Raw genomic sequence first — 26,518 nt, forward strand, 5'->3', positions numbered from 1 at the left:
CTATATATTAAATTTGTTATTGTATATTTTTGCAATTTCTTCTGCAATTTTAATTCCATCAACCGCAGCTGATACAATACCGCCTGCATAACCAGCCCCTTCGCCTGCCGGATAAATTCCGTAAATCTCACTCATATAGTTTTCATCTCTTACCATTCTAACCGGAGAGGAGCTTCTTGTTTCTACACCTGTCATTACTGCATCTGGGCTATCAAATCCTTTTAATTTCTTAGCAAATTCAGGAATTGCCTCTCTTATGGATTCGGTTGCAAATTCAGGCAGACATTTACCCAGATCAGACCACACAATACCTGGTTTATACGTAGGTTCTACTGTATTATTACATTCACCATTATCACATGGTCTTTTATTCTTTAAAAAATTTCCTAATCTCTGGGCAGGTGCCTTATATGTTTTGCCGCCAAGTTCAAAAGCCAGCCGCTCATATTTTTCCTGAAAAGCGACTCCAGCTAAAGGATCATTTGACTTAAAATCCTCTGGTTTAACGTCTACTAAGACAGCACTGTTTGCATTATCAGCCGCTCTATCATTATAACTCATGCCATTTGTAACAACGCCACATTTTTGCGATGCTGCACCTACCACATAACCTCCAGGGCACATACAAAAAGTATATACACCCCTTCCGCTTTTACAATGATAAGATAGTTTGTAGTCAGCAGCTCCAAGGTTACTGTTATTACAGTTTTTACCATACTGAGCATTATTAATCAGCGATTGTTTATGTTCTATTCTTACACCTATTGAAAAAGGTTTTTGCTCCATATTTAATCCTATATTTTTAAGCATTTTAAAAGTATCTCTTGAACTATGTCCTATAGCTAAAATAACATTGTTCGTTTCAATCTTCTCTGAATTATTTATTATAATACTTTTAACTTTAGAATTTTTAATTACAATATCAGTAAGCTTGCTTTCAAAACATACCTCACCGCCATTTTCAATAATTTTGTTTCTCATATTGACAACCACACTACGCAAAACATCCGTTCCTATATGTGGCTTTTGTTTATACAAAATTGTGGGACTACCTCCTGCGGCTACAAGCTCTGTTAAAACTTTTCTAACTCTGGAGTCCTTTATCTGTGTAGTAAGTTTTCCATCGGAAAAAGCCCCTGCACCTCCTTCTCCAAATTGTACATTAGATTCTTCATTTAAGAAGGATTCAGACCAAAATAAATCTACATCCTTCACCCTTTCGTCCATTGATTTGCCTCTTTCAATAACAATAGGTCTATAACCCATCTGTGAAAGAATAAGAGCCGCAAATATACCACAAGGACCAAATCCTACAATAACAGGTTTAAAAGTTATAGGTTCTTCTCCCTTGCCCACATATTTATAGTCCATATCAGGAGCCTTGTCCAATTTTAAACCTTTAACTTTCTTTGCAGCTTTTAAAAGCTGCTCTTCTGATGAATACTTTCCCTTATTATCTATAGAAAAATCTACTGTATATACTCTTTTTATATTTTCTTTATCCCTAGCATCAACAGATTCTTTTATTATATTAAATTTATCTATTGAAACTTTAGCCCATTCCAATTTTTTTATAATTTTATTTAAAATATAGCTTTCATCTTCATTCAAATTTAATTTTATTTCATGTATTCTAAGCATATATTCCCTCTTATCATCAGCCATATTGTCTATTTACAATATGAAATTTATTCTATATTTTTACTTGCTCCATTACCAGTTATATATCCCGATGTCCATGCCCACTGAAGATTGTAACCGCCACACTTTCCATCAACATTTACAACTTCTCCCGCAAAGTAAACATCTTTTATTAATTTAGATTCCAACGTATATTTATCTAATTGCTGAAGATCTATTCCGCCAGAAGTTACTTGAGCTTCCTTAAACCCCTTTGTTCCTGAAACTGGTATATTCCAATTTTTTAAATAAGTCACAATTTTTTTCAACTGTTTTTTATTTAGCTGATAAATCTCATAACAATTTATAATATTTTCATCTAAGCCTGACTCTTTTAAAATAACACAAGCTAATTTTTCATTTATTAAACCATTTAAAAATTCTTTTACTTTTCTATCTCCGAGATATACAGCTCTTTCCACCAGCAAATCAAATACTTGTTGTTGAGTAAACTCAGGCATTAAATCAATCTTTACTATATAATCATTATAACTGCTATCCTCTAATCTAATTAATCTGCTTAAATTAAAAATACAAATCCCAGAAAGTCCACTATCTGTAAACTGAATTTCTCCTATTTCCATATCCAACAATTCCAAATTCTTCAGTAATGATACACTGCCTTTAGCACGTACACCTTTTAATTCTTTAAAAAAAAGCTGTGATGATGTTATTTGAGTTAAAGAAGGAATAGGCTTTATGATTGTATGTCCAAAATTTCTAGCAATATTAAAACCTTCACCCGTTGACCCATATTGTGGCCCTGCCTTACCTCCTGTTGCTATAATTATTTTTTCGGAAAAAAAGGATTCTATATTATCTTTTCTTTTACTATTTTTGCATTTATCATTAATTTCTGTAACTATGTTGAAACCATTTGATATAGTTTCCACTTTTTTTACATAAGCATTGTATATTATTTCCACATTTAAGGATTCAAGTTCAGATTTAAGTGCTTGCTGTACAGACACTGCCTGCTCAGAATAAGGATAGATTCGTCCATCTGATTCTTCCCTTGTAATAACACCTATTTTTTTAAAAAAATTTATAGTTTCCTGAAAATTAAATTGATCCATAAATTTAGAAATATTTTTAAATGTTTCATGGCAAAAACGATTTGTCATATTACATCGACCATTACCCGTCGCAAGTAACTTTCTTCCAATTTTATCATTTTTTTCAATAATTCTGATATTATATCCTCCAATATTTTTTGCAGCAAAAATAGCTGCAACCATTCCGGCTGCACCTCCACCAATTATTGTAATCTTTTTACTTTCAAAATTACTGCATTTTGACATAATATCACCAGTTTAAATATAATGGTTTCCACCTCTCAGCAACGCTGTTTCAATCATAGAAACCATTATAACATACAAATATTTCTTTTGCTATATAAAGCGATGATTGATATAATATGTAAGTGCAAATTCTTATAAAATTTTAGGAGACAAAAATGCTTAAGCTTTTAAAAAAATTTTTTCGTACTATATTTCTACTTATTATTATTGTGATATTAATATTAGGTTATTCAAAATATATAGAACCTTTTATGTTGAAAACTGAAAGTATTAAAATTGAATCACCATATGTTACAGATAATTCTAATGGTTTAAATATTGTTGTCTTCGCAGATACTCATTTCAGTGAATTTTATACAACTGATGATTTTAAAAAAGTTCTAAACTCTATAAAAGAAATCAATCCTGATATTGTAGTTTTTGCAGGGGATTTAATTGATAATTATAATAATTATACCGAAGATATCTCTGATATTTCCCATGCTCTTGCTTCTATTAATGCACCTCTGGGTAAATTTGCAATATTCGGAAATCATGATTATGGTGGTGGGGCTGAAAATGAATACGAAGAAATTATGAGCAAAGGTGGTTTTATTGTTTTAAAAAACGAATATTATGCCTTAGATAGATTGGGGATTTCCATAATCGGTATTGATGACGTCTTAATAGGTAATGGGGATACAGGAATTGCAAGCTGGTCAAGACCCGACTATTTTAATATTGTTTTATGCCATGAACCAGATTTAGCTGATGAAATTTTAGAATACAACGTTGATTTAATGATTTCTGCACATACACATGGCAGGCAAATAAATCTTTTTGGATTAAATGATGATACTCTTCCTCTTTATGGTAAAAACTATATAAAAGGGATTTATCAATTCAATAATTTCAGAGATACCAAACTTTATGTAAATTCCGGTATAGGTATGACCAAACTTCCATATAGGTTTATGTCTCGTCCCGAATTAACATGTATTACAATAACTAAACCTTAATAAAAAAACCATAGAATATTGAAATCTTCCAATAAGAATTTTAAAGATAATGTGGCATTAGCTACTTTTCACAAAAAAATTTGAAATACAGTTAAAATAAGAATAATAAAAAAAGAACAGGATGCAGTAACCGATTATTGGCTGCTATATCCTGTATTTGTGTACAATTAAAGATTTAATCTTCATTAAAATTTAAAAATTTGTATGCGGGAACTTCTAAAATATCAGCAATATCAAATAAAGTGTCAAGCGATACTGTCCTATCAATATTTGGTGCTTCTACTGCCCCAATAAAAGCAAGATTTTTATCAAGCCTTTCTGCTAACTGTTCCTGAGTAATTCCTTTTAGCTTTCTATAATAACTTATTTTTAATCCTAATTTCCTGTATTTTGTTTTATGCTCCACTTTCAACTATACCACCTCACTCCATATAAAATTTTAACAAAAGGTATTGACTTATGGTATTTGCTGAATTACAATAAATATTGTATTACAAGCAATAATAATTATTTTCAAGGCAATTATAATTAAATTCATAAGCATAAGAGTTATCCAACAATGAATATGCAAGGTAGGTGTAATAAATGGGAAAGATTTTAAAAGCCTTATATGATGGCAAACTCTATCCGGCAGAACAGTATCAACCTATGACCGAAGATTATATCGTATTGTTAAAAAATCATTATGAAAATTATGAAAATTTTATAGAAAAGCTCGGCAGTCCACTTGATAAAGAATTTATCAAGATAATGAATGAGCAACTTGACATTGTCCCTTTTGAACTATCAGAAACATTTATTGACGGTTTTCGTCTTGGTGCAAAAATGATGATAGAAGTCTTCGAGGGCAAGGATAGAGAAGATGAGTAATTAAATTGCCATAAAAAAAAAACGGGATACCATAGCCAATTCATGACTACTTTGTCCCGATTTTATATTAATTATTTTATAGTTTTAAATATTAAGCCTTTACTTTTTCATAAATATGTTTATTGTTTGCACATACAATGGCATATTCTGCACTTTCAAAGACATTTTCTTCACCGATAATATCAATAAGTCTTCCTTGCTTTAAAATTTTCATTACTTTTGGCTGTACACTTGTAAGCATGATGGATGTACCATTTTCCTGTAAATTCAAAACAAGTTCTGTAAGTGCCTGAACTCCGGAAACGTCAATTATTGGCACACCTCTCATTGAAATAATAAGTACCGTAGTATTTTCTAACTGAGAAAGTTGATTTTTCAACTTTTCCACAACTGCAAAAAATATAGATCCTGTAAGATATGCTACTCTTATATGTTTAGGTACTTGTGAAATATTTATCCCTATTTTCTCAAGTCTCTCATTTTCAACTTCACTGATTGTAATGTCTATATCAGCAAGCCTTACCACAATAAGAAATGCCGAAAAAGCAACTCCGATAATTATTGCTTGTGTTAAATCCAAGAAAACAGTTGCTATCATAGTAATAAAAAACTTTGCCATACCGGTTTTAAATTTATAATCAAATATGTAATGTATATTTTCCCAGTCATTCATTCTCCATGAAGTAACCATTAGAACACCTGCCAAAGCAGAAAGGGGTATTGCCGACATAACGGGTGCTAATAAAAACATTGATAATAGCAACCCAATGGCATGTATTATTCCTCCGATTCTCGTTTCACATCCTGATTTTATCGCAACACTTGTTCTAGCTATAGCCGCAGTAGCCGGAACTCCTCCAAAAAATGGAATTATCATATTTCCAATTCCTTGTGCAATCAATTCCCTGTCTCCATTCATTTTTTCATTCTTTAATTTCCCTGCTGACGCACCGCATAATAAGCTTTCTATCATGGCGAGTGCTGCAATGCTTAAAGCAGGAACAAAAAAATCCCAAAGTTGATTTAGAGGTATTGAGCTCAAAGAAAGCCTGTCCTGAAGAAATATACTTTTTGGAATTTCTCCTACCACAGCTACATTAAACTTAACAAAATGATTAACTATTAATACTATTATCAAACTTGCCAGAGATGACGGGAATTTAGAATTCCATTTTTTAGGCCATATTACCATAATCACTATAACAAGTAAACCTAATAATAATGTTGGTATATTAGGATGAAAACCATTTATAAAATATGAAAATAGTTTACTAACAGCTAAATCTCCCGTAGAAGTCACCCCAAAAAAATTGTCTAATTGTCCTAATGCAATAATTATTGCAATACCTGAAGTAAAGCCTGTAATTACAGAAGACGGAATAAAAGATATAATTCTGCCTAGCTTAAAGATCCCCGCTATTATTAAGATAATGCCTGCCATAAATCCTGCCACAAATATGCCATTTAATCCATACTTCTGCACAAGCATTATAAGAATTGCCGTCATGGCACCTGTTGGTCCTGATATTTGAAAGGATGCTCCTGAAAAAGTTCCAATTACGATACCTGCTAAAATTGCAGTCACAAGTCCTGAAGCTGCCGTTGCCCCGGAGCCTACACCAAATGCCAATGCCAAAGGCAATGCTACAGCAGCTACAGTAAGTCCTCCTAATAAATCTTTTGAAAACTTTTGAGCATTGTAGCCTGAAAATTCATTTTTTAAGTCATTAATATACTGCCTGAAAACCACTTTTTACCTAATTCTCTCCTTTATTTCACGTCTTTTCTTTTTGTGTTCTTTTGTTCCCTCATAATCTACCTCAAGAACGTTCATTAAAAATATAAATATAGGAACACCAATAAGCAATCCCCATACACCTAAATAATGCTCACCGACGAGAAGAATGATAAATACAAAGCATACGGGAAGTTCTGTTTTATTTGACATAAGCTTAGGATTCAGTATATAAGCTTCGATACTATGAATTATGACAATCATGATTACTACTGCAATAACCTTATTTATGCCGCCTATATTAAATGCAATAATGCTTAATGGTACTAGTGAAATAATTACTCCTGCTACTGGAATTAATCCTAAAATAAAAATCATAATTCCAAGTCCTGCAATTTGTGGAAAGCCCAATATTGTTAAAATTATCATAGATATTACGGAATTTATAATTGCAATGGTAACCTGTACCTTCATTACTTTACTGAAGGTCTTAACAAAATTTCCTCCAAATTTTATTAAATAACGGTAAAGGAAAGAAATTTTACTCCTTTCCAATTTTTCACCAAACCTTCTGATTTTTCCCTTTTCAAGCAATAGAAAATAGCTTAAAATCATAGATAAAAATATATTTATTCCAAATCCTCCAATTGTAGTAGCACCTGTAGCTAACATACTTCCTACCTTTTCTACATACTTATTTACATCTAAATTTGGAATAAATTCGGCAAGTCTGGGATCAATAACTTCACGCACATCTTTTATATCAAATCCCTTAAATAGATCTGCTATTGCAATTATTTGCTGAGTCAATTTAGGATAAATTTCTATTATACTTATTATTAGAATTGATATAAATACTATATATAAAATAGATAGTATAATGCCGTCAGCTATACTAATCTCTATAAATCTCCTTATTTGCTTTTTTATTATTTTCAATAAATTATAAAATAGAAAAGTAATAATAAAAGTAAGTAAAACAATGTCTAGCATATAAGAAATTGTAATAATCATTAGGACTAATGCAGCAATAGCAATTGTTCCTTCTTTTATTTTCCTATAAATTTTTAAAATATCTTTTTCATCCATATTTCAACACCATATTTTGTAATTTTAACCGATTTCAAGTAATTTCAAATATATACTATCACAAGAAATCCTTGTTTACAAGACACCTAGAAAAAACACTATTCTTTAAAAATTCAAAAAAATAGAAGCAAAAGAATGCTTCAGTAATTATATATTTAATAGTTAAACAAAAATACTATTTTTTACCAAATCTTAAAGCAGTAGAAAATGAATTAATTCCCTGTATAAAAAATGCTACTCCTACCATAAATACTATTGAAAATCCAAATAAAATAGAATTAAAAAATGAATAAACACCAAATATTAACCCTATAATACCTAATATAAACATTAGTTTCCAAGTTTCCCCTGATTTTTTCTTCTTTATTACAAATGAATCTATAATACGTATTATTGCTGAAAACATAACCCACATTGCAAAAAATAAAGGAATTGCTGAATCTACATTAAGCCTATTAGATAAGATTAAAACTGCCAGTATTACTGTTAGAATAGACTCCTCTAAAACCCATTCCATTCTTTCTTTATCTTTATATTTTTTAACTTCTTTATATGCAATAATACCACTAATTCCATAAAACATCATCACTATTCCAAAAATAAAAGCTAATGAAAAATAAGTTTCACCCGAATTTGCAAGACACCATATCCCTACCGCTGCTGAAAAAATTCCTGCTAACATTAATAATAAACGCACTGTAACAATCCTCCTAATTATTTCTTAAACTATAAATATTTTTAAATTTATATCTAAATATTTCTATACTAACATTGACAATTTGTTCTTTTTTAATACTTATAATTACATTATATTTTATACTAGTAATATATAATAAGCTAGTGTATAATGAAATTGTAAATATATAACACTAAAGCACGATAAAAGGTGAAAAAAAATGAAAAACGTTATGGTTTGCGTAACTCAACAAAAAACCTGTGATAGATTAATTAAATATGGACATGACTATCTTAGTGAAGATGATGATGATGAATTGTTCATAATTCATGTGGCATATCATGAATTTAATTTTTTAGGGAAATCAAGAGAAGGAGAAGCTCTTGAATATCTTTATGAAAAAGCTTTAGAATATGGCGCTAATCTCACAGTAGTAAAATCAGATAATGTCTTAGGAACGTTGGTAGATTTAATCAATAAAAATAATATTACCCACGTTGTTCTTGGACAATCAGGAGATAGACAAAGTAATAATAACATAATAAAGAAACTGGAAAATAAAATAAAAGGTAAAGCAGAACTTATAGTTATACCTTAAAAATGGCTTTATATAAAGCCATTTTTTTTATAAAGAAATATAAGAAAACATTTCTTGCAGTATAAATTGAATATCCTAAGTATTTTATGATCAGCAGCTTCCAAGTCATTAAATTACTAATACGTGACTACGTGACAAATGACTTGTAACGCATTTTCTTTTAAAGTTCTTTACCAACTTCATGAATTCTCATAACATTGGTATTCTCCTCTAATTTTACCGGTATTCCTGCAGTGATTATTACAATATCTCCGTTTACTATAAATCCTTCGATTAACGCTTTATCAACTGCTCCCTTAAACACCTCTACAGCCGTTTCACTTGTAGGTATTACAAATGGATATGCACCCCAAACTAAAGCAAGTCTCCTTGCTATTCTTTTTGTTCTTGTAAAAGCCAATATAGGTGTCCTAGGTCTAAACTTAGATACAACCATAGCTGTATATCCAGATGAGGTAGGTGTTAATATGGCTTTAGCCTTTAAACCATATGCACTAGTACAAGTCGCATAGCCAATTGCATTAGTTATACTTTTATTTTTATGTGGCGCCCTGCCAATGAGCATTTCATCATAATTAAAATTATCTTCCGTAGCTACGGCGATGTTAACCATAGTCTTAATAGATTCTACAGGGTATTTTCCTATTGCCGTTTCACCTGATAGCATAATTGCATCTGTACCATCAAAAATTGCATTTGCAACATCTGCCACTTCTGCTCTTGTAGGTCTAGGATTTCTAATCATAGAATCAAGCATTTGTGTAGCTGTTATAACTGGTTTACCTGCTTCATTACATTTTTTTATAATAGATTTTTGTATAATAGGCACTTGTTCCGGCGGAACTTCTACTCCTAAATCACCTCTGGCTACCATTATACCATCTGCTGCTTTTATAATTTCATCAATATTGTCAATACCTTCTTTATTTTCAATCTTTGCAATAACTCTAATATGTGCAGCACCTCTGTCTTTTAAAAGCCATTTCATTTCTTTAATATCAGCTGCTCTGCGCACAAAAGAAGCAGCAATAAAATCTATATCTTCTGAAATGCCAAATTCAATATCAGCTTTGTCTCTATCAGTAATAGCCGGCAGCTTGACTGCAACACCTGGTACATTAATCCCCTTATAATCTTTAACTTCTCCACCATTTTCAACTATACATATAAAATCTGAACCCTTTATTTCATTTACAGTCAGTTCTATAAGTCCATCATCTATTAATATAGTATCTCCTATGTTTATATCACTTCCAAGGCCCTTATAAGTTATGCTGCATATGTCCGAATTCCCTATTATGTCTCTTGTAGTAAGAGTAAATTTCTGTCCTGCAACCAACTCTACAGATCCGTTTTCAAAAGTTCCCGTTCTAATTTCCGGACCTTTGGTATCTAAGATTATGGCAATTGGTAAATTCAATTCATCTCTTAATTCCTTTACCAAATCCATCTTAATTTTGTGCTCTTCGTATGTGCCATGGGAAAAATTAATTCTTGCGGCATTCATACCTGCTAACATCATGTTTTTTAAAGTATCACGATTTTCACTAGTTGGACCTATTGTACATACGATTTTAGTTTTTTTCATTTTTACTCCATTCTGAGGTAAAACTCTATTCCTTTACCTCACCTTTTACCAAGGCGCCTTCTTTCATAATCACACTCATATTTTCAGGTGAAATAATATGTATATCTTTAAGTGGATTTCCATCTAATACCAAAACATCAGCAAATTTACCCTCCTGTAAGGTTCCTGTTATATTATCTATTTTAAGCATTTCGGCGCCATTCTTTGTTGCTGCGGTAATAACTTCCATAGGCGTCATTCCTGCCTTATTTAATGCGTACATCTCTGTAATAGCATATTTGCCATAAGGTGTAAGGGTACTGCAAAACGAGTCAGACCCTACTACTATTCTAATACCTCTTTTATTAGCATTTTGCAAATTACTTATAATTCTGTTCAATTCTTTTTCCGCTACTGTATTACCAGGATATTCATCGTGTATTGGTCTATATGGTGGTTCATATACAGTAAACCATTCAAAGAAAAATTGTAAAGTTGGACAAAACGTAATATCCTTTTCAAGCATTATATCCAAACATTCTTCATTTAATTCCTGGCCGTGAATTATTGTGGAAACTCCAGCTTTGCATGAAAGCAATGCTCCTTCATATCCCTCTGCATGAGACCAAACAGGAAGACCTACCATAGAACTTTCTTCTACAACTGCTTTTATTTCTTCCATAGTATAATGCAGGTCAGCTTTAGCATCAAGTCTCCAAATACCTCCTCCTGTAGACCAAATTTTTATAGCATCGGGATTTTCTCTAATTCTTTTTCTTACAGCCTTTCTAAGATCCCACGGACCATCTACTCTTTCAGCCCAAGGATGAGATTCATAATTATAATCTAAAGGTAAATTGTGAGAATCACCATGACCTGAAGTCCTGCAAAATCCCAAGCCAGTAGTAATTGTTCTTGGTCCCGGTATTACGCCTGCTTCTATCATGTTTCTGATGTGTGGTCCGAATCTTGATATTTCTCCGACTGAAGTCAATCCATTTTCCAAAGCTTCCCTTGCCTGTGCAACTGCAACTACAGCTTTTTGATACACAGGTTCTAAAACCCATTCAGTGTCATTATCACTTAGATTTCCGCTGTAATGAAGATGTGTGTCAATTAATCCCGGCATAATAGTTTTTCCGGTAATATCATATATTTTATAGCCATTATCAAATGATTTCTTTTCTCCTGCATATTTAATCTTCTTATCGTCTACAAGTACTAAAGAATCTTCTATTGGAGCTCCTCCCATGCCATCAATGAGATAACCCCCTGCAAATGCAATCTTATTACTCTGGCTCATATTAAACCTCCATAAATCATTTTTACATTACATGATATTAATTTACATATAGTAATATTATAAAATATTGTCCTACACCTCATGTACAAAGTCAATATCTTGCAATACTGCTTCTGCAATATTTGTACAATGATCACCAACTCTCTCAATATTATGAATTATATCTGTATAGATAACAGTAAATTCCGGCGAACATTTTCCATGATAAAGCCTTTCCATATGATGATTTCTTAGTCTTTCTTCAAGATTATCCAGCTCTTTTTCCTGTTCCAAAACAGATCTTGCTAAATTATCATCCCCGTTTTCCAATGCTTTGATTACATTTGCCACCATCTTTTCTACACGAGAAAATGCATTGGTTATTTCGTCTAATGCTTCTTTTGAAAAAGCATATTTTTTTGTCATTTTTTCCTGTGCAAATTCTGCAATATTTGTACAATGATCTCCGATTCTTTCTATATCACTAGCAACATGCATAAGTCCTCTCACACGGAGTGCCTGATGCTCTGTAAGTTCTGCTGCCGTAGGTATGGAAGCTAAATATTTAACTGTATAGTCCTGAAGAATGTCTACTGTATCTTCTGTTTCTAAAACCCTTTCTACTGCCTTATGGCTTTCATCAACAAAAGCCTTTTTTGCATCACCAATCATAGTTGCTGCAAAATTAGCAATTCTTGATAATTCTCTTGTGGCCAAATGTATTGCAAAAACCGGTTGGTTAATAATTTTGTGATCCAAATACATGGTACTTTTTTCTCCTGCAACCACTTCCTCACCAGGTAAAATCTTAGTAACAATTTTAACAAGTAACCATATGAATGGAAGCCAAAGTAACGTATTCAGAATATTAAACGAAGTATGTGCATTTGCTATTTGTCTGGCAATTACATCAAGCTCTGCGCCTTTTGGTGAAATCATTACAACAAACTTTGCAAATAAAGGTATTATAAAAAGAAATACCAAAGTCCCTGTTACATTAAATACGGTATGTGCAATGGCAGTTCTTTTAGCATTAACAGAAGCTCCTATAGTGGCTAATAGGGCTGTAATAGTTGTCCCAATATTGTCTCCAAACAAAATTGGCAATGCACCTTTTAATCCTATAATACTTGTTACACCATCAGGTCCGGCTTGCGAGGCTAAATTTTGTAATACGGCAATAGTTGCACTGCTGCTTTGTACAACGACTGTCATAAGTGTACCTACTAAAACTCCTAACAAAGGAGTACTTTGTACATTCGTCATCAAATCAGCAAAAAATTGTGTGGCTGCTAAAGGCTTCATAACAGAGCCCATATTTTCAATGCCTATAAAAAGTAACCCAAAAGCAAATATAGTTTGTCCGATATGATTTATATTTTCTTTCTTAAAAAAGAAATATAAAATAAATCCTATTACTAAAATGGGCCATATAAAATCACCTATTTTAAAGGCAATTAATTGTGCAGTCATGGTTGTTCCAATATTTGCACCTAAAATAATACTAATTGCCTGAGGCAATGTCATTAATCCTGCGCTTACAAATCCAATTGCCATTACTGAAGTGGCACTGCTGCTTTGTAATACTGCTGTAGTCAATGCACCTGCCAAAACTCCAATCAAAGGATTTTTTGTAAGCAGGGCTAAAATACTTCTCATTTTTTCCCCTGCCGCCTTTTGCAGACCTTCGCTCATCAAATTCATTCCATAAATGAAAATTGCCAAACCGCCTAATAAGCCAAATACGATTTGTACATATTCGTTACTCATATTTCTTTACTCTTTCTCCTATCTTAATTAAAAAGCACTAACCCAGTAATTATATTCAATTACTAGGTAGTGCAATAGATTAAATTGATAATATATTCGCTAATTGTATAAATGACTCGTCATTTACTTTTTTCATCTGTAAAGCCTCTTCTAAATCATAATGAACTATTTCTGTACCTTCAATTCCAACAGCTCTGCTTCTGCTGTCTTCCCGCAATAATTCAACCGCTTTATGACCCATTCTGCTGGCGAGCATCCGGTCTCTGGCTGTAGGAGATCCCCCTCTTTGTGTATATCCCAAGACAACTACTTTTGTTTCCATTCCAGTTCGCTTAGTAATAGTATCTGCTAAATCTTGAGAGTTTATAGATATCCCTTCTGCACGAATAATAATACTATGGAGTTTGCCTCTGTTTATACCTTGAATTATTTTTCTGCATATTGCATTTATATCTATGGGGATTTCAGGAATTAAAATAGCCTCAGCTCCCCCTGTTACTCCTGCATACAATGCTATATCACCGCAGTTTCTGCCCATTACTTCTACAATCGTGGATCTTTCATGTGATGAAGATGTATCACGTATATTTCCGATTGCCGATAATACGGTGTTCACTGCCGTATCAAAGCCTATGGTAAAATCTGTATATCCTAAATCATTATCAATTGTACCAGGAAGACCTATAACAGTAACGCCTGCTTTTGTTAATTCAAGACCTCCCTTTAAAGATCCATCCCCGCCAATTACTACTAAACCTTCTATTTCAAAGTTTTCTAACATGTCCAAAGCTCTGTTAAAACCTTCTTCAGTCATAAAAGCTTTGCTTCTTGCTGTTCTGAGAATGGTGCCTCCGCGTTGTAAAATGTCTGAAACTGATGAAACGCTCATTTCATTTATTTCTCCATGTATGAGACCTTCATAACCTCTATTTATTCCATATATTTCCATATCATAATAGATTGCACTTCTTACTACAGCTCTGATTGCCGCATTCATCCCCGGAGAATCTCCTCCGCTTGTTAGTACACCAATTCTTTTCATACGATAACTCCTTCCTATCGTTTTAAAAATTTCCCCAGTATATTGTATCATTTTATATTATCTTTGCCAATTAAATCCGAAATTTTTGTTAAAAATATATTATCGGGGTTTACCCATAAATCTGATTTTGTTTTAAACCTTTTGTTTGAACTTAATGAGGATATAATAACAGGTGTGTCCCCTTTATGCTCAATAATGATATTTCTTATAGCATTTAATGTCTTTGACTCATCCATTTCCTTTGGAATAATTATCTTTATTATATTAGAAAATTCACTTTTATTGTCTCCTATATACGAATTTATATCAAAGATTTTATTTGCTAGAATTTTAGGTTCTTCATCTTCTTTAAAATTGACAGTTCCTTTTACAACAATGATAGAATCCTCTTTAATTAAACCTATATTTTTTTCATATACGTTACTAAAAACTATTACTTCAAAATTTCCATAAAAATCTTCAATCTGCAAAAATGCCATCATCTTATTATTCTTTGTAATTAATGTCTTTTTTGAACTTATGATACCTGCCATGATAACAGTCATTCCATCATAAATTTTACTTCCACTGTCTGAATGTGCATTGATTAAGTCTTCTGAATTCACGCTGATTATTTTGTTTATATCTTCTTTGTAATCGGCTAATGGATGGCCGGTAAGATAAACACCTATCATTTCTTTTTCCATAGTAATCAATAAATTATTTTTAAAATTTGTAATTTTAGGCAAGGTAGTTTCCAAACCTGAGCTGCTCATAACCTCGCTGTTCATCTGAAATAAACTCATTTGTCCTTCTATGTTTTTTCTGGAATTGCTTTGTGCAGATTCAACCAAGCTTTCATAAACTGCCATATATTGTGCCCTATTTTCATTTAATGAATCAAAGGCTCCTGATTTAATCAAACTTTCAATTGCTTTTTTATTAATTTCGTGAATATCTACATTATTGATAAACTGAAAAATATCTTTTGGTTTTCCTTTTCCTGTCCTTGCTTTAATAATCTCATTTATAACGCCTTCACCAACATTTTTCACACCTAAAAGACCAAATCGAATTTTTCCGTCAATTACAGTAAATTTTTTGCTGCTTTCATTTATATCAGGTGGCAAAACTTCAATTTTCATTTCATTGCAGTTTCTTATATATTTAGCAATCTGATCTGGATCGCCAATAACGCTGGTCATAAGTGCTGCCATAAATTCTACGGGATAATAGTTTTTCAAATACGCTGTTTGATAAGCCAAAACTGCATAAGCTGCTGCATGAGATTTATTAAATGCATACTCTGCAAAACTAATCATTTGATTATATATTTCCTGTGCAGAAGATTCGGGGATTCCATTTTTGACACAGCCTTTTATTTCTATATTTCCGTTTTCATCATCTTTTCCGTAAATAAAATATTCCTGTTCTTTCAGCATTATATCTCTTTTTTTCTTACTCATTGCACGTCTTACAAGATCACTTCTTCCATAAGTATATCCTGCTAAATCACGAACAATTTTCATTACTTGCTCCTGATATACAAGACAGCCATAAGTTACAGATAAAATAGGTTCTAAGTTTTTATCAATATATGTAATTCCATCAGGATTTTTTTTATTTTCAATATAAGTTGGAATTGAAGCCATAGGTCCTGGTCTATAAAGAGATATTCCCGCTATAATGTCTTCAAAGCAATCTGGTTTCAAATTTTTCATAAACTGAGTCATGCCACTGCTTTCAAGCTGAAATACTCCTTGTGTATTTCCACTGCTTATCAGGTCATATGCAGCTTTATCATCATAAACCATCTTTGATAAATCAATTTTAACCCCATGATTTTTTTCAATTAAATCAAGTGCATCTCTTATGACAGTTAAATTTCTTAAGCCAAGAAAATCCATTTTAAGTAATCCGAGTTCTTCAATTGTACCCATTGTAAACTGTGTACTGATTCCCTTGTCAGAGAAATATAAAGGAACATATTCGTTTATGCTTTTCTTTGAAATCACCACTCCTGCCGCATGAGTTGAACAATGTCTTGGCATTCCCTCTAATGCAATTGCAGTATCAATAAGCTCCTTAATTCTTTTATCATTATCATAAGAACTTTTTAATTCCGGATTCATTTCTAAAGCCTTGCTTATTGTCATCTTTAAATCAAAAGGAATAGCTTTTGCTATGGCATCAACCTCACCATAACTCATATTCAAAGCTCTGCCCACATCTCTTACTGCCCCTTTAGCCTTCATAGTTCCAAAGGTTATAATCTGTGCAACTTTATCCTCTCCATACTTTTCAACAACATAATCAATAACTTCTTGTCTTCTTTCATAACAAAAATCGATATCAATATCAGGCATACTCACTCTCTCAGGATTTAAAAATCTTTCAAAAATCAAATCATATTTAATAGGATCAATATCTGTAATCTTTAAAGCGTATGCCACAATACTACCTGCTGCAGAACCTCTTCCCGGTCCCACCATTATTTTGTTACTCTTCGCATAATTTATAAAATCCCAAACTATAAGAAAATATTCCACATATCCCATGTTTTCAATAGTGGTAAGCTCATATTCCAACCTGTTTCTTAAAACTTCATCAATTTGATCATACCTTTCTAAAAGGCCACTCTCACAAAGTTCTCTTAAAAATTCTTTATTACTTTTACCATTGGGAGCTGAGAATTCAGGTAAATGAAGTTTTCCGAATTCAAAGTCAACATTACACCTGCTTGCAATTTCAGAAGTATTTTCTATTGCCTCGGGAATATCAAAAAATAACTGCTTCATCTCTTCTTCGGACTTCAAATAAAACTGATCATTTGGGAATTTCATTCTGTTATCTTCATCCACAGTCCTTGCGGTCTGAATACAAAGCAATACATCATGTGCTGCAGCATCTGACTGATTTACATAATGAACATCATTTGTAGCCACAAAAGGAATACTAGTTTCCTCATTGAGTCTTTTCATATATGATAATATCTTATATTCCTCTTCCAATCCTTGATCTTGTAATTCTAAGTAAAAATTTCCTTCCCCAAAAATTTCCAATAATTCAAGAGCTTCTTTTTTTGCCCCTTCATAATCATTGTTTAAAAGTTTCCTCTGAACGTCCCCTGCAAGACATGCAGATAATGCAATAATTCCTTTACTGTATTTTTTTAATACTGTTTTATCAATCCTAGGTTTATAATAAAAACCTTCTGTGTAACCAGCTGAAACAATTTTTATAAGATTTTCATATCCTTGCTGATTTTCTGCAAGCAGTACTAAATGTCCCTGATATTTATCTTTATCAACATCCTTGTCACTCATAGTTCTTGCTGCAGTATAAACTTCGCAGCCAATTATAGGTTTAACCCCTTGGTTTTTTGCTTCCTTATAAAAATCAATAACGCCAAACATTACTCCATGATCAGTAATCGCAATTGAATCCATGCCAAGCTCTTTTACACGAGCAATTAAGTCTTTAATTCTGGCTGCTCCGTCTAAAAGGCTGTATTCTGTATGTACATGAAGATGTGTAAAGCTCATAAAATAATCTCCTTTTATAGTCAATTTAGTATCATTTAGCAAATTATTATCGAATAATACTAAATCTATTTTAACATATTGTTCTTAACGTAGCTACAAAGTATAATATTAAGAAAGAATATATTTTTACTTAAAATTATAAAAGCATAAATTACTATATCAAAGATTTTAATTGTATATAAAAGCAGTATAATAATTGATATTTATAATTAATTTGTATGCTTTTCTAATATCATAACAAACATACTTTAAATAAAACTAAAAGGAGCTAACTTTGATACTTTTAAATGTAAATAATATTACAAAATCATATACTGAAAAACCATTGCTGAAAGATATTTCTTTTAGTATACATGAGGGAGATAAACTTGCTCTAATTGGTGTCAATGGGACAGGCAAATCTACTCTTCTTCGTATTATTGCCGGTGATATTCAGCCGGAAGAAGGCAACTTAACCATGACAAATGGTACTAGAATCTCTTATCTGCCTCAAATGCCGTCATACACTGACAATTTAACTGTACTTGAACAGGTATTAAAAAATAATAGCAATCTTTCTATGGAATATGAATATAAATCCATGCTGAACCAGCTTGGAATAACAAATTTAAATGTGCCTATCACGCAGTTATCCGGCGGTGAAAAGAAAAGAGTATCTATGGCTTCTGTTTTTACAAATCCAGGAGATTTGCTTATCCTAGATGAACCAACAAATCATATTGACAGTGATACTTCTGCATGGTTGGAACAATATTTATATAAGTATAAAGGTGCTATTTTAATGGTTACACACGATCGTTACTTTTTAGATCGAGTTACTAATGGTATTATTGAATTGGACAAAGGAAAATTATATCGACATGAAGGAAATTACTCTAAATTTTTAGAAGAAAAGGCTTCCAGAGAAGAGATGTCTTTAGCTGCAGAAAGGAAAAGATATACACTCTATAAACATGAGCTTGCATGGATCAGGAGGGGTGCACAGGCAAGAAGTACAAAAGCACGCTCCAGAATAGAGCGTTTTGAAGAATTAAAAAGAAATAAATTAGTTATAGATGAATCTCAAATAAATATAAGTTCTCTCAGCAGCCGCTTAGGAAAAAAAGTCATTGAATTAAATCATATTTCTAAAAAATATGATAACAAACAATTAATTAAAGATTTTACTTATACTGTTCTCAGAAATGATCGTATTGGCATAATAGGAGAAAACGGGTGCGGTAAATCAACTTTATTAAAAATCATACAAGGTATAATTCCTCCTGATGAAGGTACCATTGAAATAGGAGATACCGTAAATATAGGATATTTTTCACAGGAAAACGAACATATGAATACAAATATGCGTCTTATAGACTTCATACAAAGCTATGCTTATAATATTGCAACCCCTGAAGGTGTAATTTCTGCTTCCCAAATGTTAGAGAGGTTTTTATTTCCCACTTCCATGCATTCCACGATGATTAATCGTTTATCCGGAGGTGAGCAACGCAGACTTTACCTTCTAAGTATTTTAATGAAAGCACCAAACGTATTACTTTTAGATGAACCTACAAACGATCTTGACATTGAAACGCTAACAATTCTTGAAGATTATTTAGATAATTTCAACGGTGCAGTTATAGTTGTTTCCCATGATCGATATTTTCTTGACCGAGTGGTTTTCAGAACTTTTGTATATGAAGAAGAAGGTACAATAGGGCATTATCCCGGAGGATACAGTGATTATATTGATATTCGCAAATATGAATCCCAAGAAATAAAAACATCAGAATCAAAAGAGAAAAAGCAAAAAGAAATTAAAAAAAAGTCACCTGGTAAATTAAAATTTTCTTATAAAGAGCAACGAGAATTTGACACAATAGATGAAGATATTTCAAATTTAGAAAACAAAATTGCAGAATTAGAAAAAGACATGTTGTCGCAATCAAGTAATCATGCTAAACTCCAAGAACTTTTTCACGAAAAAGATATATTAGAAAAAGAATTAGAACAAAAAATGGAACGTTGGGTATATTTAAATGAATTAGCCGAAAAAATATCGTTGCAATAAAATTACGGGTACTGTTTAAAATTTATTCAGTACCCGTAAAATATATAAAGACATATATACGTTGAGTTTCTACTATATCAAAAACTAATTTGCTAAAATGAATACTTTTAAGTTTTTCTCTATGATCTTGTTCTAAATAATAAATGTTTTAATTCATACCAGTTAAAAGGTATGAGTGGGTATAAATAAGAAGTTCCTACCAAAGATTTTGTACTTGCCAGTAATATTAAATTGAAAGCTAACGCAGCAAGTCCACCCCATATTCCAAAGATAGCAACACCTATAAGAATAAGAATTCGCATAAATTTAATTGCATATCCAAGTTCCATACTTGACTGAGTAAAGCTGGCAAGAGCAACCACAGCCATACATAATATTGTTTGAGGAATGAACCATCCTGCACTGATTGAAAACTCTCCTAATATTAAAGCACCAATAACCGACAAAGACATACCTAAAGAATTCGGGGTACTTAAAGATGCAAGCTTTAAAGCATCAATAGCAAATTCAAGTATAATAAATTGCAGAAAAAGTGGTATAGAATAGCCTTCATCTGGTATCATGAATTTTAATTGTGCCGTTACAGGAATATTACCTTCTGCAATTAACAAATATATAGGAGTTAAAAGTAGAATTGAAATCATATTTATTGTCCTGATTAATCTAAAATAGTTTCCTGTCATAAACGGTAAATAATAGTCATCTACATCTTGATTAAAGTCAAATATACAGGTGGGCAGCATAATAGCCGTAGGACTGTTGTCCACAAGAATTACAAATTTCCCTTCTGTTAAATGAGCACAAACAACATCAGGTCTTTGTGTGTATCTCACTTTCGGAAATGGATTTATTGAACTGCTTTTTCCTATTGCTTCTACTAAACTTTGATCTCCCACAGTTAAGCTTTTTACTTTAAGACCTTTAATTTTATCAGTGATTTTTTCCAATTGTTTATCGTCCGCTAAACCCTCAATATAACCAATACTAACATCGGTTTTGGTTTTTTCTCCAACATTGAATATCTTAAAAACCAAATTAGGATCTCTGACCCTTCTTCTTATCAAAGCAGTATTAAAAAGTAAAGTTTCTACAAAACCATCCTTTGCTCCTCTTAATGATTTTTCTTTATCAGGTTCTGATACACTACGCACAGGATAAGTTCTAAGATCCATTACAATTGCTTCTGAAAAGCCATCGACAACCATAACGGTTTGTCCTGACAAAATACTTGTTACTATATTATTTATATCTGTTTCTCTTGTAATCCCAATATATGGTATCTCACTTTTTATAAAATCCATGGCACAAGTATACTGATCCATCTGAATTTTAGCAATAGTAAAAAATCCAGTTATAATACGTTCCATAACATCATCTTTTACTAAAGCTTGTAAAAAATACATATTACATTCTTTTCCGCCTATCAGTAGATTTCTTTCTACCATATCAAAAGTTCTTCCGATTGGTAATATTTCTCTTATTTTTCCTACATATTCTTTAAACTTATTTTCCATTAAACTTTTCTCTCCTTGCCAAAACTTACTATTATTTTGACCCTACGAGAAAATTTCATACATTTTTTTATCAGTCATTATTTACACAATATTGTTTTAAATAATCTTCCATCTTTTCTTTCACTGAATCATCAATAACAACTTTACCATCAATAGGGACATTATGTAAGGTATCTATAATGTCACGAACTGTTACGATTGGATAAGTCTTTATACCAAATTCCGCTTCTATTTCCTGAATGGCAGTTTTATCATGCTGACCTCTTTCCATACGATCTACAGAAATAATAAGACCTGTAAGATTCACATTTGCTGATGCCTTAAGAATAGGGAAACATTCTCTTATAGCTGTTCCAGCCGTAATAACATCTTCGATAATTAAAACATTATCACCATCTTTTAGCTTATAGCCTACCATTGAACCACCCTCTCCGTGATCCTTTTCTTCTTTTCTGTTAAAACAGTAGTTTAAATTTTTATCATATTCATTGGATAAAGCAATGGCAGTAGCTACAGAAAGGGGAATCCCCTTATATGCTGGTCCAAAAAGTGCAGAAATATCTCCTTTGATATTTCCTTTATTTATATTTTCCATTATACATTCAGCATAAAACTTACCCAATTGAGCTGCTTGCTTACCTGTTTTATAATTTCCTGTATTTACAAAATAAGGTGTTTTTCTTCCGCTTTTTGTAGTAAAATCTCCAAATGTTAAAACATCTGATTTTACCATAAATTCTATAAACTCTTTTTTATAACTCATTTATTTCTCCTTAATTTTTAATCTATATCTATTCACAAAAGGCTTCTCTTATTTCCCTAATAGTTTTAAATCCATGTTTTTCCATATATATCTTTAATTCTTTTAAAATGTCTACCGGCGCAGTTGGATTAATCAACGCAGCTGTTCCAACTGAAACAGCATCTGCTCCTGCCATAATAAATTCTACGACATCCTCACCTGTCATAATACCTCCTAATCCAATAATAGGAATATTAACTGCTTTTCTTACCTGATAAACCATTCTTACGGCAACAGGTTTAATTGCAGGTCCTGAGAATCCTCCCATTTTGTTACATACAACCGGTCTTTTTCTGTTAACATCTATCTTCATACCAAGTAAGGTATTAATGAGAGAAACACAATCCGCACCTTCAGATTCTACTGCTTTTGCAATTTCTGTAATATCTGTAACATTTGGAGTTAGTTTAATAATAATGGGTTTTTTAGAAACTGCCCTAACACCTTTAGTTACTTTCGCTGCCATATCAGTGCTTGTTCCAAATCCAATTCCGCCCTCCTTTACATTTGGGCAAGAAATATTTATTTCCATCATATCTATATCAGTATCATTTAATTTTTCCGCTACTGAGCAATATTCCTCTATAGTCCTTCCTGCTACATTTACAATAATTTTCGTATTAAAATTTTTTAAATAAGGTATTTCTTCTTTTATAAAATAATCAATTCCCGGATTTTGAAGACCAACTGCATTAATCATACCTCCATAAGTCTCTGCGATTCTTGGTGTAGGATTTCCATCCCAAGGAACACTGGCGACACCCTTTGTTATCACTGCTCCAAGTTCATTGATATCATAATACGCACCGCTTTCTCTTGCTGAAAAAGTTCCTGATGCTGTGGTAATTGGGTTTTCTAATTTTACACCGCACAAATTTACTTTTAAATCTAACTTACTCATCAAAAACCACCTCATTTCCAAAGAATACAGGCCCATCTTTACATACTTTTTTCAACACGATTTTTTCACAATTATTTTCAATATCTTTTTCTTTGATTTTACATATGCAGCCTACACAAGCACCATAACCGCATCCCATACGTTCTTCCATAGATACTTGCAATGGAATTACCTTTTGTTTATTTTGAATTTTTTCCTCTATACAATAATTTGTTAATGCCTTCAGCATAACTTTTGGTCCGCAGGAATAACAGTAATCTATTTGAATATCTTCTTTTTCAATAAGTTTAACTACATTGCCATGAAATCCAACACTTCCATTATCAGTAGCAATATAAACTTTATCACAGTAATTTTGCAGCTCTCTTTGTAAAAAAGGTTCTTCTCTAAAGCCTATGACCGCAATCAATCTTATCCTGTTACGCTTGTATTCATCATCTTCTTTTTTTCTGATTGTTTTTGCTAGTTCAAGCATTGGAGGAACACCAATTCCGCCAGCCACAAGCAATACAACTTTATCCTTATTATCAGATAAAACACAATCCATATCTTCTAAATTAAAACCATTTCCGTTTGCTGAGGAAAGTTTAATTTCCTCACCCTCAGTATATGAAGAGAGTTCTTTTGTTCCCTGCCCCACAACTCCATAAACCAATGTTATATTATCACCTTCCAATTCGCATATACTTATTGGTCTTGGTAATAACAGACTTTTATTGTTTAGATATACGTTTACAAACTGCCCTGCTTTTGCACCATTTGTAACCTCTTTGGCTCTTAATACTATTTTGTATATGTCTTTTGCAATCTCTGTATTTTCAACTATTTTAGCTTTTACTACTTTTTTCTTTGCTTCAAAGCAACTCATTAAATTGCCCCCTGTAAATCTATTTTCATTTCTTTTGCTGATTCTCTTGCTGCATCAGCAAAATTCATTTCATTATATCGTGAATCTTTTTTATACGCTGCAATAATTCCTCTGGAAGAATTTATAATACAGCCTAGTCCATCCTTGTCAAAAAAACCTTTTAAATCTTTACCTTTGCCGCCTTGAGCTCCATAACCGGGCACTAAAAAGAAGGTATGAGGCAATCTTTTTCTAAGATCTTCCCCTTGCTCTTTATAAGTAGCTCCTACAACTGCACCAATTTTACTGTAACCTTTTTTGCCCATCGCAAGTTCTCCCCATTTTGAAACTAAATCAGCAGTTTGTTCATAAAAAGTTTTATCCAGATTTTCTACTTTTAAATCCTGAAGTTCACCGCTGCTGGGATTACTTGTCTTAACTAAAATGAAAAGACCTTTGTCCAATTCTTTACAAGGCTTTATAAAAGGCTCAATACCATCAAATCCTAAATAAGGATTCAAAGTTACGGCATCTTCTTTCCAAAGATCAAAATATTCATCTTCAATAGAAATTCCTGCGATATGTCCGGCATAAGCCGCTGCTGTTGATGCAATATCTCCACGTTTAATATCGCCTATAATAATTAAGCCTTTTTTCTTGGCATAATCTATAGTCTCTAAGTAAGCTCTTAATCCTTCTAATCCATATTGTTCATACATGGCAATCTGAGGTTTGACTGCTGGAGCTATATCACAGATTCCATCAATAATTCCTTTATTGAACTTTATAAACATTTCTGCTGCAGCTTTTGGTGTTTTTCCGTATGTTTCAAGCATCTCTTTTTTTATCATATCAGGTATCATCACATAAGTAGGATCAAGACCTACTACTGTTGGATTTTCAAATTTTATAATCTTTTCTAACAATCTATCTATCATTATTTTGCCTCCCAAACAATTTCACCATTACAAATGGTATACTCAGCCTTACCCCATACATTAATTCCTGTAAATGGTGTATTTTTAGCTTTTGATAAAAATTCTTTCGGATCTATCATATATTTCTCTTCAATATCAATTATCGCTATATCTGCTGCATAACCAACTTGCAAACTACCTCTTTTTAATCCTAATATCTCTGCCGGATTTGAGCTCATTTTTTCAATAAGTTTCAGTGGAGATAATATCCCTGTTTTTACTAGATAAGTGTAACTTATAGGGAAACTCGTTTCAAGGCCAATAATACCAAATGGTGCCTTTTCAAAAGGTAAAGCTTTCTCTTCTTCACTGTGAGGCGCATGATCTGTAGCAATGGCATCCAAAGTGCCATCCTTCAGTGCTTCTCTTAAGGCAAGCATATCATCTTTAGTTCTCAGCGGAGGATTCATTTTCATATTTGTCTTTGCCAGTGGTTTTTCTGCTACAATTTGCTGGTTTACTATTTCCCATTCAGTCATTGAAATATAATGGGGCGCTGTTTCTGCAGTAATCTTAATACCTTGCTTCTTTGCTTCACGTATTAAATTCACACTTCCTCTTGTACTCATATGTGATAAGTGTAATTTACAGCCAACTTTAGCTGCAAGCTCGATATCTCTTTTTACAATGTTTTCTTCTGCCTCTCTTGGAATACCTTGCAAACTCATCCCGTATGACACCAAGCCCTCATTCATAACACCGCCGGTTAAAGTATGATCTTCTGTATGATCAAATATAGGAAGATTTAATTCTTTTGCTTTTTTCATAGCTTCTTCCATCAAGTTTACATCCATTACTGACTTTCCGTCTTCACTTATTGCACAAATTCCATGACCCAATAATTCTTTACATTTTGTTTCTGCTTTGTTCATTTCATCTAAATCAGCTAATTGTTTTCCTTCCTGATTTTTAGTAATCGCACCTATGGGAAAAACATTGATTAATGATGCTTCTTTAGCTTTATTATCTACAAAAGAGACAATTTTTTCGTTATCTATTACCGGATTGGTATTAGGCATACAACATACTGTAGTAAATCCACCTCTGGCTGCTGACCTGCAACCACTGGCTATATCTTCTTTATATTCATATCCCGGCTCTCTGAAATGGACATGCAAATCAATTAAACCGGGAACAACCCATTTTCCTTCTGCATCAATGAATTTCACATCATTATCATCCATGGGATCAACAATAACTCCATTATTAATCCAAATATCACTGATTTCTTGAGTTCCTTTTACAGGATCAATAACCAAACCATTTTTTATACATAACTTCATTTTCTGCTA

The 26,518-nt window shown here is 32.3% G+C and carries 21 protein-coding genes; 4 read left to right on the forward strand and 17 right to left on the reverse strand.

Translation table 11 applies throughout. The features are described from left to right. Together K292_RS0104405 and K292_RS0104410 are read right to left on the reverse strand one after the other, a co-directional pair. Entirely contained in the window at positions 1–1,641 is a 1,641-nt protein-coding gene (locus K292_RS0104405) for an NAD(P)/FAD-dependent oxidoreductase (RefSeq protein WP_027398816.1), read from the reverse strand. Positions 1,642–1,688: 47 nt separating this feature from the next. Further along, entirely contained in the window at positions 1,689–2,981 is a 1,293-nt protein-coding gene (locus K292_RS0104410) for a BaiN/RdsA family NAD(P)/FAD-dependent oxidoreductase (protein WP_027398817.1), read from the reverse strand. 155 nt (positions 2,982–3,136) lie between these two features. On the opposite strand from K292_RS0104410, the gene K292_RS0104415 reads away from it, so the two are divergent. Beyond that, on the forward strand, positions 3,137–3,979 hold the full coding sequence (locus K292_RS0104415) for a metallophosphoesterase (protein WP_027398818.1): 843 nt from the start codon (positions 3,137–3,139) through the stop codon (positions 3,977–3,979). A 175-nt stretch (positions 3,980–4,154) separates the two neighbouring features. Here the strand turns inward: K292_RS0104415 and K292_RS0104420 are convergent, their stop codons facing one another. Then, positions 4,155–4,385 (reverse strand): helix-turn-helix domain-containing protein, encoded by a 231-nt coding sequence (locus K292_RS0104420; protein WP_245570823.1) that lies wholly within the window; start codon positions 4,383–4,385, stop codon positions 4,155–4,157. A 179-nt stretch (positions 4,386–4,564) separates the two neighbouring features. On the opposite strand from K292_RS0104420, the gene K292_RS0104425 reads away from it, so the two are divergent. Further along, positions 4,565–4,849: a DUF6809 family protein gene (locus K292_RS0104425; RefSeq protein ID WP_027398820.1), complete on the forward strand. Its 285-nt coding sequence runs from the start codon at positions 4,565–4,567 to the stop codon at positions 4,847–4,849. Positions 4,850–4,940: 91 nt separating this feature from the next. On the opposite strand, the gene K292_RS0104430 is transcribed toward K292_RS0104425, so the two are convergent. The 3 genes from K292_RS0104430 to K292_RS0104440 all read right to left on the reverse strand — a co-directional run bounded on the left by K292_RS0104430 (position 4,941) and on the right by K292_RS0104440 (position 8,370). Beyond that, complete coding sequence (locus K292_RS0104430) at positions 4,941–6,599, reverse strand: SulP family inorganic anion transporter (protein ID WP_027398821.1); 1,659 nt, start codon at positions 6,597–6,599, stop codon at positions 4,941–4,943. Positions 6,600–6,602: 3 nt separating this feature from the next. Next, a complete protein-coding gene (locus K292_RS0104435; protein ID WP_051280315.1) occupies positions 6,603–7,673 on the reverse strand; it encodes an AI-2E family transporter in 1,071 nt (356 codons plus the stop codon). A gap of 175 nt (positions 7,674–7,848) precedes the next feature. After that, positions 7,849–8,370 (reverse strand): HdeD family acid-resistance protein, encoded by a 522-nt coding sequence (locus tag K292_RS0104440; RefSeq protein WP_027398823.1) that lies wholly within the window; start codon positions 8,368–8,370, stop codon positions 7,849–7,851. 199 nt (positions 8,371–8,569) lie between these two features. On the opposite strand from K292_RS0104440, the gene K292_RS0104445 reads away from it, so the two are divergent. Beyond that, on the forward strand, positions 8,570–8,947 hold the full coding sequence (locus K292_RS0104445) for an adenine nucleotide alpha hydrolase family protein (RefSeq protein ID WP_027398824.1): 378 nt from the start codon (positions 8,570–8,572) through the stop codon (positions 8,945–8,947). 160 nt (positions 8,948–9,107) lie between these two features. On the opposite strand, the gene pyk is transcribed toward K292_RS0104445, so the two are convergent. From pyk to K292_RS0104470, 5 genes are all read right to left on the reverse strand, one after another. Further along, positions 9,108–10,535, reverse strand: coding sequence for a pyruvate kinase (pyk, locus tag K292_RS15970; RefSeq protein WP_037372492.1), 1,428 nt, complete (start codon positions 10,533–10,535; stop codon positions 9,108–9,110). Between the two features lie 25 nt (positions 10,536–10,560). Continuing rightward, positions 10,561–11,817 (reverse strand): metal-dependent hydrolase family protein, encoded by a 1,257-nt coding sequence (locus K292_RS0104455; protein WP_027398825.1) that lies wholly within the window; start codon positions 11,815–11,817, stop codon positions 10,561–10,563. Between the two features lie 72 nt (positions 11,818–11,889). Beyond that, the gene (locus K292_RS0104460; protein WP_027398826.1) at positions 11,890–13,566 is read right to left on the reverse strand and encodes a Na/Pi cotransporter family protein; all 1,677 of its coding nucleotides are present in this window, start codon (positions 13,564–13,566) and stop codon (positions 11,890–11,892) included. Positions 13,567–13,645: 79 nt separating this feature from the next. After that, a complete protein-coding gene (pfkA, locus tag K292_RS0104465; protein ID WP_027398827.1) occupies positions 13,646–14,608 on the reverse strand; it encodes a 6-phosphofructokinase in 963 nt (320 codons plus the stop codon). Between the two features lie 47 nt (positions 14,609–14,655). Beyond that, positions 14,656–18,132 carry a DNA polymerase III subunit alpha gene (locus K292_RS0104470; RefSeq protein ID WP_027398828.1) on the reverse strand — a complete coding sequence of 1,159 codons (3,477 nt, stop codon included), beginning with the start codon at positions 18,130–18,132 and terminating at the stop codon, positions 14,656–14,658. Between the two features lie 274 nt (positions 18,133–18,406). Between K292_RS0104470 and K292_RS0104475 the strand changes: the two genes are divergently transcribed. Beyond that, positions 18,407–20,185: an ABC-F family ATP-binding cassette domain-containing protein gene (locus tag K292_RS0104475; protein WP_027398829.1), complete on the forward strand. Its 1,779-nt coding sequence runs from the start codon at positions 18,407–18,409 to the stop codon at positions 20,183–20,185. A gap of 119 nt (positions 20,186–20,304) precedes the next feature. Here the strand turns inward: K292_RS0104475 and K292_RS0104480 are convergent, their stop codons facing one another. The 6 genes from K292_RS0104480 to K292_RS0104505 form a co-directional block, all read right to left on the reverse strand. After that, complete coding sequence (locus tag K292_RS0104480) at positions 20,305–21,699, reverse strand: spore germination protein (RefSeq protein ID WP_027398830.1); 1,395 nt, start codon at positions 21,697–21,699, stop codon at positions 20,305–20,307. 70 nt (positions 21,700–21,769) lie between these two features. Next, positions 21,770–22,462, reverse strand: coding sequence for an orotate phosphoribosyltransferase (pyrE, locus tag K292_RS0104485; RefSeq protein ID WP_027398831.1), 693 nt, complete (start codon positions 22,460–22,462; stop codon positions 21,770–21,772). A 28-nt stretch (positions 22,463–22,490) separates the two neighbouring features. Next, positions 22,491–23,402, reverse strand: coding sequence for a dihydroorotate dehydrogenase (locus K292_RS0104490; RefSeq protein ID WP_027398832.1), 912 nt, complete (start codon positions 23,400–23,402; stop codon positions 22,491–22,493). After that, the gene (locus K292_RS0104495) at positions 23,395–24,270 is read right to left on the reverse strand and encodes a dihydroorotate dehydrogenase electron transfer subunit (RefSeq protein ID WP_027398833.1); all 876 of its coding nucleotides are present in this window, start codon (positions 24,268–24,270) and stop codon (positions 23,395–23,397) included. The genes K292_RS0104490 and K292_RS0104495 overlap by 8 nt, the downstream gene beginning before the upstream one ends. Further along, positions 24,270–25,187, reverse strand: coding sequence for an orotidine-5'-phosphate decarboxylase (pyrF, locus tag K292_RS0104500; RefSeq protein ID WP_027398834.1), 918 nt, complete (start codon positions 25,185–25,187; stop codon positions 24,270–24,272). Before pyrF ends, K292_RS0104495 begins: the two co-directional genes overlap by 1 nt. Continuing rightward, positions 25,187–26,509 carry a dihydroorotase gene (locus K292_RS0104505; RefSeq protein WP_027398835.1) on the reverse strand — a complete coding sequence of 441 codons (1,323 nt, stop codon included), beginning with the start codon at positions 26,507–26,509 and terminating at the stop codon, positions 25,187–25,189. The genes pyrF and K292_RS0104505 overlap by 1 nt, the downstream gene beginning before the upstream one ends. Positions 26,510–26,518 lie beyond the last annotated feature (9 nt).

Source organism: Anaerovorax odorimutans DSM 5092 (assembly GCF_000426305.1).
Classification (GTDB): Bacteria; Bacillota; Clostridia; order Peptostreptococcales; family Anaerovoracaceae; genus Anaerovorax; species Anaerovorax odorimutans.